At 71.8% G+C, this 8,919-nt stretch carries 7 protein-coding genes; 6 read left to right on the forward strand and 1 reads right to left on the reverse strand.

The genetic code is table 11. The features are described from left to right. Positions 1 to 177: 177 nt before the first annotated feature. Positions 178 to 612, forward strand: coding sequence for an NUDIX domain-containing protein (locus ABZS66_RS10285; protein ID WP_354756789.1), 435 nt, complete (start codon positions 178 to 180; stop codon positions 610 to 612). Here ABZS66_RS10285 and ABZS66_RS10290 read toward each other — a convergent pair. Beyond that, on the reverse strand, positions 599 to 2,254 hold the full coding sequence (locus ABZS66_RS10290; protein WP_354756790.1) for an alkaline phosphatase D family protein: 1,656 nt from the start codon (positions 2,252 to 2,254) through the stop codon (positions 599 to 601). The two genes, ABZS66_RS10285 and ABZS66_RS10290, sit on opposite strands and share 14 nt — an antisense overlap. 108 nt (positions 2,255 to 2,362) lie before the next feature. Between ABZS66_RS10290 and ftsY the strand changes: the two genes are divergently transcribed. The 5 genes from ftsY (at position 2,363) to ABZS66_RS10315 (ending at position 8,607) form a co-directional block, all read left to right on the forward strand. Beyond that, a complete protein-coding gene (gene ftsY / locus ABZS66_RS10295) occupies positions 2,363 to 3,562 on the forward strand; it encodes a signal recognition particle-docking protein FtsY (protein ID WP_354756791.1) in 1,200 nt (399 codons plus the stop codon). A gap of 59 nt (positions 3,563 to 3,621) precedes the next feature. Beyond that, positions 3,622 to 4,410 (forward strand): aminoglycoside phosphotransferase family protein, encoded by a 789-nt coding sequence (locus ABZS66_RS10300; RefSeq protein WP_190249643.1) that lies wholly within the window; start codon positions 3,622 to 3,624, stop codon positions 4,408 to 4,410. A 174-nt stretch (positions 4,411 to 4,584) separates the two neighbouring features. After that, positions 4,585 to 5,973, forward strand: a complete 1,389-nt coding sequence (locus ABZS66_RS10305) for an ammonium transporter (RefSeq protein WP_354756792.1) — start codon at positions 4,585 to 4,587, stop codon at positions 5,971 to 5,973. A gap of 27 nt (positions 5,974 to 6,000) precedes the next feature. After that, complete coding sequence (locus ABZS66_RS10310) at positions 6,001 to 6,339, forward strand: P-II family nitrogen regulator (RefSeq protein WP_190249674.1); 339 nt, start codon at positions 6,001 to 6,003, stop codon at positions 6,337 to 6,339. Between the two features lie 27 nt (positions 6,340 to 6,366). Further along, a complete protein-coding gene (locus ABZS66_RS10315; protein WP_354756793.1) occupies positions 6,367 to 8,607 on the forward strand; it encodes a [protein-PII] uridylyltransferase in 2,241 nt (746 codons plus the stop codon). Positions 8,608 to 8,919: the final 312 nt, after the last annotated feature.

Consider the following 8,919-nt stretch of genomic DNA (forward strand, 5'->3'; position numbering starts at 1 on the left):
AGGAGCGATGCATCAGGAGCGATGCATCAGGAGCGATGCATCAGGAGCGATGCATCAGGAGCGATGCATCCTTTCTGATGTATTAAAAGTGATGCATCAAGGTTGATGCATCAGACTGGATGTGGCGCGGCGGACGTGGTGGGCGGCCTGGGGTGTGCGGCGGCTTAGGGTTGGGGCGTGGTCGGCGTGCAGGTCGCGGTCGGGGCGGTCGTCCGGCGCGGCAGAGACGTGCTGCTCGTCCGGGACGGCGACGACTGGGCGCTGCCCGGGGGTGCCGTCGGTGACGGGGAGCCGCTGCTGGGCCGGGTCGCCGCCGAGGCCGGCTACGCGGACGTCGTCGCCGAGCGGCTGCTGTGGGTCGCGCGGTACACGGCCGGCGGCCGGCGGTACGAGATGATCGGCTTTGAGGTCACCGGGGTCGGGCCGCACGGAGGCGGCGGCGAGTGGGTGGGGCTGGACGCGGCCCTCCAGCGGCTCGAAGCCATGTGGTTCGCGCCGATCCGCGAGCCCGCCGTCGCCTACCTCAGCGGGCGGGCCCGCGTCGCCACCCTCTGGTCCTGGCCCGACCTGGACGGGCCGCCCGACACGGTGCCGCCCGTCAGTCCAGCTTGAGCACGGCCACCTCGCCCAGCGTCTTGTCCGGCCGGGTGCCCTGGAAGTTGACGTGCGCCGATCTCCCCTGCAGCACCAGCAGGCCCACCGCGTTGCCGAAGTGCGGGCCCGCCAGCTTCTTCCAGCGCACGAGCGGCTTGCGGACGCCGAACATGCGGGCGACCCAGCGCATCAGCCGGGCCGCCGGCCGGTTCCAGCCGAACTTCATCGCCGGGCGGATCAGCTTGGGCATGTCGTTGTGGACCGGTGAGCAGGTCAGCTGGTACACCGGCGTCACCACCTCCGGGCCCAGGCGCGCCTTCGCCGCGTAGGAGTGGTGAACGTCACCCGAGAGCACGCTGATCGTCGCCGGGGGTGGCGCCACGCCGCCCTGGCCGGCGCCGATCTGGCCCAGCAGGACCGTCAGGGCGTCGAACGAGCGGCCGAAGGCGGCCCAGTGCTCCAGGTCGACGGCCTGGCGGAGCTTCTCGCCGAGGCGGCCGACCCAGCCGCGCGGCGACTCGGCCAGCCTCTCCGTCATCGACTCCAGGTGGTGGATGGCCGGCGGCAGCAGCCACGGCAGCGAGGAGCCGATCAGCAGGTGGTCGTAGTCGCCGGGCAGCTGCTTGGCGAACCAGGCCCACTCGCTGTCCAGCAGCATCGCCCGTTTGCCCTGCTCCAGCTCGCGGGCGGCCCGGTTGTCGACCATCACCAGGCGGGTGCGGTCGATGTCGACGGTGTAGCTCCAGCGGTACGAGGCGCGGTCGCGGTCGGCCCGGGAGCCGAACTCGTCGAGGATCCCGGTCGCGTCGCCGGCCGACACGACCGCCGCGTAGATCGGGCACTCCGCCAGGGTGCTCGGAGCCAGGTTGCCCAGGTGCTGGTACACCCAGTACGACGCCAGGCCGGCCTGGATGCGCTGCGGCCACCAGCTGAGCTGCTCCACCTGCTCGCGCCAGCGCTGCGAGGTGTTCCAGTCGTCGATGATCTCGTGGTCGTCGAAGATCATCACACTCGGTACCGTGGACAGCAGCCAGCGGATCTCGGGATCCGTCCACGAGTCGAGGTAGAGCTTCGTGTATTCGTGGAAGTCCACGACCTGGGTCGACGGCGCGTCGGCGCGCCGGGCGGCCCGGCGGTTCTTCAGCCAGCGCTGGATCTTCTCCGGGGTCTCGTCGGCGTACACCTGGTCGCCGAGCAGGACCAGCAGGTCGGGCCACTCGGTGGGGGCCGCCGAGCGGATCGACTCGATGAGCCGCCCGGAGTAGGCGTCGAGGGCGTCCGGGGGATAGCGGGTGACGCTCAGCGGGCTCGCCTCCCGGCAGGAGCCGAACACGAGCCGCACCGGCGCGCCCGGGGGCCGGGTCCGGATCACCGGGGGCGGCGCGGGGTCGTCCGGCCGGGGCCAGACCTCGACGCCGTCGATCTTCAGGGTGTACCGCGTGACGGCGTCGGCCGGCAGCCCGGAGACCACGACGAGGGCATAGTGGTGACCGTGGACCGAGAACGTCCGGGCGGCGCCACCGGCGGGCGCGGCGTCGACCTCGACCGTCGCGGGGTGGGCGGTCTCCACCCAGATCGTCGCCTGGTCGCCCTCGACGCGGCGGAGGACCGGGCCGAGGACTAGGACGCCCTGGTCGGCGTCGAGATCGGCTTCGGGCATGGTACGGGGACCTCCCGGGTGGTCGCGGGGTGCCTACGAATGATGCTGCCCGGACCGTCTCGGCGCCACTGCAAGCCGCATTCCCCGGCGTCTGGGAGGATTCGTGCCATGGAGTCGTACATCGTCTTCGGCCTGGTGCTGCTCGTCGTAGTGATCGGGGCCACGCTCGCGCTCATCGCGCCCCGCTATCGGAAGCCTCCGACGCTGCCTCCCACTGAGGAGAAGAAGGCTCCGCCCGTCGTGTCGGCCCCGCCGGTCGTGTCGGCGCCTCCGGCGCCCCCGTCGGCGGAGGTCGTCGAGGCGCCCCCCGCGCCTCCGCCCGTCGTCGAGGCGCCGCCGCCGGTTGTCGAGGCGCCGCCGCCGGTCATCGAGAAGCCGGAGCCCACCGCAGGTCGCCTGGTGCGGCTGCGGGCCCGCCTCTCCCGCTCGCAGAACGTCTTCGGCAAGGGCCTGCTCGCACTGCTCTCCCGCGACAAGCTCGACGACGACACGTGGGACGAGGTCGAGGAGACCCTCATCGGCGCCGACGTCGGCGTCGCCGCCACCACCGAGATCGTCGGCAAGCTCCGCGAGCGGGCCCGCATCCACGGCACCGCGACCGCGACCGAGCTGCGGGCGATGCTCGCCGACGAGCTGGTCACCGCCCTCGAGCCGGACCTGGACCGCAGCCTCGCCGCCACGCCCCGGGACGGGCGCCCGGCCGTGCTGCTCGTCGTCGGGGTCAACGGCGCCGGCAAGACCACCACCTGCGGCAAGATCGCCCGGGTGCTCGTCGCCGACGGCCACACGGTCGTGCTCGGTGCGGCCGACACGTTCCGCGCCGCGGCCTCCGAGCAGCTCGCCACCTGGGCCGGCCGGGTGGGTGCCGAGGTCGTCCGGGGACCCGAAGGGGCGGATCCGGCCTCGGTGGCGTTCGACGCGGTCAAACGGGGTATTGACGCGGGTGTGGACACGGTGCTCATCGACACCGCCGGGCGGCTCCAGAACAAGGTCGGCCTCATGGACGAGCTGCGCAAGGTCAAGCGGGTGATCGAGAAGCACGGCCCGGTCGACGAGACGCTGCTCATCCTCGACGCCACCACCGGCCAGAACGGCCTGGAGCAGGCCCGGGTGTTCACCGAGGTGGTGGACGTCACCGGCGTGGCGCTGACCAAACTGGACGGCACCGCGAAGGGTGGCATCGTCATCGCGGTACAGCGCAAACTGGGCATTCCGGTGAAGCTCGTGGGGCTGGGAGAGGGGCCCGACGACCTCGCTCCGTTCGATGCCCGACAGTTCGTCGACGCGCTCGTTGGCAACGACGCGTAACCTCGGACGGTACCTTGGGACCGTAGGTCCCCCCGGTCTGGTCAACGAAGGACGATCACGTGACGCAGCAGGAGATCCCGCTCCATGGCGGGAACACCTCCGTCGTGGTGCGCTCGGGCGACACGGTGCGCCGCAACGCGGGCCCTTGGACGCCCGCTGTGCACGCCTTGCTGCGCCACCTGGAGTATGTCGGGTTCACCGGCGCGCCGCGGGCCTTCGGCATCGACGAGCGGGGCCGTGAGGTCCTCTCGTACCTCGAAGGCGAGTGCGGCGAGTATCCGCTCGCCCCGCACTGGGTGACCGACGAGGCGATGGTCACCGTGGCCACGATGCTGCGGATGTTCCACGACGCCCAGGCCGGGTTTCGCCCGCCGCCCAACGCGGTCTGGCGCTCCTTCGGCCCGCCGCCGCCGGACACCGAGGTCATCTGTCACCACGACGCCGCGCCGCACAACGTCATCTGGCGCCCGGACGGCACGCTGTCGCTGATCGACTTCGACCTGGCGTCGCCGGGCGCCCGGATCTACGACGTGGCGTACGCGGCGTGGACCTGGGTGCCGCTGTTCTCCGACCGCGACTCGTACACGCTCGGCTGGAAGCGGCCCAACCGGCCGCGGCGGCTGCGGATGTTCGCCGACGCCTATGGCCTCACCCCGCGTGACCGGCACCGGCTGGTGCGGGTGATCCGCAAGCGGATCGTCGATCACATCGAGGGTATTCGCCGTATGGCGGCCGCCGGAGACCCCGCATTCGTGCGGATCGTGCACAAGGGACATCTCCGTCGTCCGGTGCGTGACCTGCGGCTCATCGACTACGAGCGGCACACGCTCGAGTACGCACTTCGATAGGCATTCTCCGGATAGTGAAGGTTTCTTCACACGCTGGAAACATGACGTGACGCGGTAGAAACCGCGCAGCGCCGGTGCGCGAAACGTGGGACATGAAAGCTCTCGCGCAACCGGCTGAAGGGCAATGCTGCTCCGAAGGTCGGGAGGGAGGATCTCGACTACTAGGAGGCCAGCGTGCCTGAAGCGACCATCGATACCGGCAACACCGCATGGTTGCTGGTATCGACCGCGCTCGTGCTGCTCATGACGCCGGGTCTGGCACTGTTCTACGGTGGCCTGAACCGCTCCAAGGGCGTCCTCAACATGATGATGATGAGCTTCTCGACGATCGGGCTCGTCAGCATCCTGTGGTTGTTCTACGGGTTCAGCGCCGCCTTCGGCGCGGACTCCGCGGGCGGGTTGTTCGGTGACCTGGGACAGTACTTCGGCTCCAAGACTTACATCGACCAGTTCTGGGGCGCCACCGCCGAGAACCCCAGCGGCATCGGCATCCCCACCTACGTCTTCATGGTGTTCCAGATGACGTTCGCCGTCATCACGGTCGCCCTGATCAGCGGCGCGATCTCCGACCGCGCGAAGTTCGGCGGCTGGCTGCTCTTCGCGTTCGGCTGGGCCACGCTGGTCTACTTCCCGGTCGCCCACAACGTCTGGGGCGGCGGCTGGATCACCCAGAAGCTCCACCCGCTCGACTTCGCCGGTGGTACCGCGGTCCACATCAACGCCGGTGCGGCAGCACTCGGCGTGGCCCTGGTCCTCGGCAAGCGCATCGGCTGGCCGCGGGAGAGCATGAAGCCGCACAACGTGCCGTTCGTCGCCCTCGGCGCCGGCCTGCTGTGGTTCGGCTGGTTCGGCTTCAACGCCGGATCTGAGCTCACCGTCGACGGCGTCACCGGTCTGGCCTTCGTGAACACGCAGGTCGCGACCGCCGCCGCCGTGCTCGGCTGGGTCATCGTCGAGTGGATCCGCGACCGGAAGCCGACCCTCGTCGGCGCGTCCTCCGGTGCGATCGCCGGCCTGGTCGCGATCACCCCCGCGTGTGGCTTCATCGACTCGTGGGCGGCCGTCCTGCTCGGCCTCGTCGCCGGTATCGTCTGCGCCCTGGCCGTCAGCCTGAAGTACCGCTTCGGCTACGACGACTCGCTCGACGTGGTCGGCGTCCACTTCGTCGGTGGCTGGATCGGCTCCCTCTGGCTCGGCTTCTTCGCCAACCCGGACCTGAACTCGGCCATCACCGGTGCCCTGGGCGCCAAGGCCGGTCTGTTCAACGGCGGCGGCGCGGCCCAGCTGGGCGCGCAGGCCGGTGCCAGCGCTATCGTGACGGTCTACTCGTTCGCCGTGGCCTTCATCCTCGCCTTCATCATCGAGAAGACGGTGGGCTTCCGGGTCAGCGCCGAGTCGGAGGTCGAAGGCATCGACATCGCCGAGCACGCGGAGAGCGGCTACGACCTGACGCCGGCGAGCGGCAGCAGCGGCGGCGCCTTCGCCCTCGCGGGTGTCGGAGCGAGCAAGGCAGCAGCAACGTCGGCGGCGGAAGCCCCGGCGTCGGAAAAGGTAGCCGGATAGCGTCGAGGGATGTCGGAGGGAATGGGCATGAAGCTGGTGACCGCGGTCATCAAGCCGTACCAGCTCGACGCGGTGAAAGAGGCACTCCACGCCCTGGGCGTGGCCGGCCTGACCGTGAGCGAGGTCCAGGGCTACGGCCGTCAGAAGGGCCACACCGAGGTCTACCGCGGTGCGGAGTACACGGTGGAGTTCGTCCCGAAGATCCGGGTCGAGATCGTCACGGACGAGCTCGACTTCGAGAAGGTCGTCGACGCCATCGTGACCGCCGCCCGCACCGGCAAGATCGGTGATGGCAAGGTCTGGGTCACCTCGGTCGACGAGGTGGTCCGGGTGCGCACCGGCGAGCGCGGGCTCGACGCCCTGTAAGCCGCTGCGATCTCTACCCTGAACAGCATGACGCAACCGTCGGCGCCCGCTCCGGTCCTTTCCACCGGGGCGGGCGCCGCCGCGCGTGCCGAGCGCTCCGCCGCGCTCGACGGCTGGCTCGCCAAGGTGTACGCCGAGGCGGGCGGCACCACCGACGGCCTGGCCCTGGTCGCCGTCGGCGGCCTGGGGCGGCGCGAGTGCGCGCCACGCAGCGACCTGGACCTGGTCCTGCTCCACACCGGGCCCTCATCCATCGCCGACGAGCTCGGCACGCGCATCTGGTACCAGGTCTGGGACGCGAAGTTCGCCCTCGACCACTCGACGCGCACCCCGCAGCAGGCGCTGTCGGTCGCCCGCGAGGACCTGAAGGTCGCCCTTGGGCTGCTCGACGCCCGGCTCGTGGCCGGTGACCCCGCGCTGCTGCAGACGCTGCACGCCGACGCCGTCGCCCAATGGCGCCGGGAGGCCCGCGCCCTGCTCCCTGCGCTGCGCCGGCTCACGCAGGACCGCTGGAAGGCCCACGGCGAGCTGGCGTTCCTCCTCGAGGGCGACGTCAAGGAGTCGCGGGGTGGCCTGCGCGACTTCGGCGTACTGCGGGGCATCGGTTTCGCCGGCGTCGCCGACGGGCCGCGACCGGCCGTCCGGGGCGCGCACCTGACCCTGCTCGACGTCCGCGACGCGCTGCACGCCGTGCGCGGCCGCCGCGTCGACCGCCTCCTCGCCCAGGACCGCGACGAGGTCGCCGAGCTGCTCGACCTGGGTGACCGCGACGAGGTGCTGCGGCGGATCGCCGAGTCCGCCCGCACGATCGCGTACGCCAGCGACGACGCCTGGCGGGCCGTCGAGCGCTGGGCCGCCCCGCGTGGGCACTCCGAGCGCCGCCCGCTCGCGCGCGACGTCGTCGAGCAGAACGGCGAGGTCGTGCTGGCCCGCACCGCCGTCACCCCGCGCCCCGACCCCGCCCTCCCGCTGCGGGTCGCCGCGACCGCCGCCCGGGCCGAGCTGCCGATCTCGCACGCCACCCTGGAGTGGCTCGGCGGCTTCGCCGGCCCGATGCCCCAGCCCTGGCCGGCCCCGGCCCGCGACGCCCTGCTCACGCTGCTCGGCAGCGGCCCGTCCATGATCGAGGTCTGGGAGGCCTGCGACCGGTACGGCCTGGTCGTCAACTGGCTGCCCGAGTGGGCCCGCGTGCGCAGCCTGCCCCAGCACAACCCGGTGCACCTGTTCACCGTCGACCGCCACCTGGTCGAGACCGCCCGCGAGGCGGCCGCCCTCGCCCGCGACGTCGACCGCCCCGACCTGCTCGTACTCTGCGGCCTGGTGCACGACATCGGCAAAGGCCTGCCCGGCGACCACAGCGTCGTCGGCGCCCCGATCGCCGCCGCGATCGCCGCCCGCCTGGGCCTGCCGCCCGCCGAGGTGGCCCAGGTCGAGAAGGTCGTCCGCCTGCACCTGCTGCTGCCCGACACGGCCACCCGCCGCGACCTGTCCGACCCGCAGACGATCGCCACGGTCGCCGCCGCCGTCGGCGACACCTCCACCCTCGGCCTGCTGCACGCCCTGGCCCGCGCCGACGCAGCCGCGACCGGCCCGGCGGCCTGGTCGGACTGGAAGGGCCGCCTGATCGCCGAACTCGTCCGCTACGTCGACCGCGCGCTCGACACCGGCGTCGTCGACCCGCCCCGCTCACCTGCCGCGGCGCTGCCGGTGCCGGCGCGGCTGCCGGCGGTACACCTGGATGAAGACTCGGTGTCGGTGACCGCAACCGACCGCCGGGGCCTCCTGGCGGCGGTGGCCGGCTGCCTGTCCCTGCACCGCCTCGACGTCGTCACGGCCGACACCGTCACCGTCGACGGCGTGGCGCGGATGGTCTGCGCCGTCCAGCCCCGCTACGGCGGCGAGCTCGACCGCGAGGCGATCGTTTCGGATCTTCGCCGAGCGGTGACCGGCGACCTCCCGCTGGCCGAACGCCTGGCCGCCCGCGACCGCTCGTCCCGCCGCAGCGCCGCGGCGCCGCCGCGGGTGGTGTGGCAGCCGTCGTCGGCCGCTACGGACGCCACGGTGTTCGAGCTGCGCGCGACGGACACGCCGGGCCTGCTGTTCCGGGTGGCGAGCGCGTTGGAGGATGTGGGCGCGGACGTACGCTCGGCCCGCATCTCGACCCTGGGCGGCGCGGTGGTGGACGCGTTCTACCTGGCCGGCTCGTGGTCCCCGGACGAACGCGCCCGCATCGAGGCGGCGGTCCTCCAGGCAGCGACAGCGTCCTGAGTCCGCCCAGCGTCTGACGCGGGCACATGTAGACGTGGGTCGCTCGCTGCTCATGTTGATCTGGTGTTGCTCTCGGCGGGACGTGATCGACCACTGCCTGCGCACACGTCAATCTCGGTCGGCCGACCGACCGAGATGCCCAGCGCTCATTCGGTCGGTCGACCGACCTGCGGCAACGGCGGCGCGGCTTCGGTCGGTCGATAGACCGACTCGGTCGCTCGCGGTGTCGGTCGGTCGATCGACCGACTGGGAGGCTCGGCATGGCGGTCACGGCTGGTGCTCGCGGTTGCGGTCGACCGACCTGGGGCAACG

It is taken from the genome of Dactylosporangium sp. NPDC005572, assembly GCF_040605515.1.
Lineage (GTDB): Bacteria > Actinomycetota > Actinomycetes > Mycobacteriales > Micromonosporaceae > Dactylosporangium.

Coding starts and splice junctions, on each gene's coding strand:
- ABZS66_RS10290 (WP_354756790.1), bottom strand. CDS start 2,254: ATGCCCGAAGCCGATCTCGACGCCGACCAGGGCGTCCTAGTCCTCGGC.
- ftsY (WP_354756791.1), top strand. CDS start 2,363: ATGGAGTCGTACATCGTCTTCGGCCTGGTGCTGCTCGTCGTAGTGATC.
- ABZS66_RS10310 (WP_190249674.1), top strand. CDS start 6,001: ATGAAGCTGGTGACCGCGGTCATCAAGCCGTACCAGCTCGACGCGGTG.
- ABZS66_RS10315 (WP_354756793.1), top strand. CDS start 6,367: ATGACGCAACCGTCGGCGCCCGCTCCGGTCCTTTCCACCGGGGCGGGC.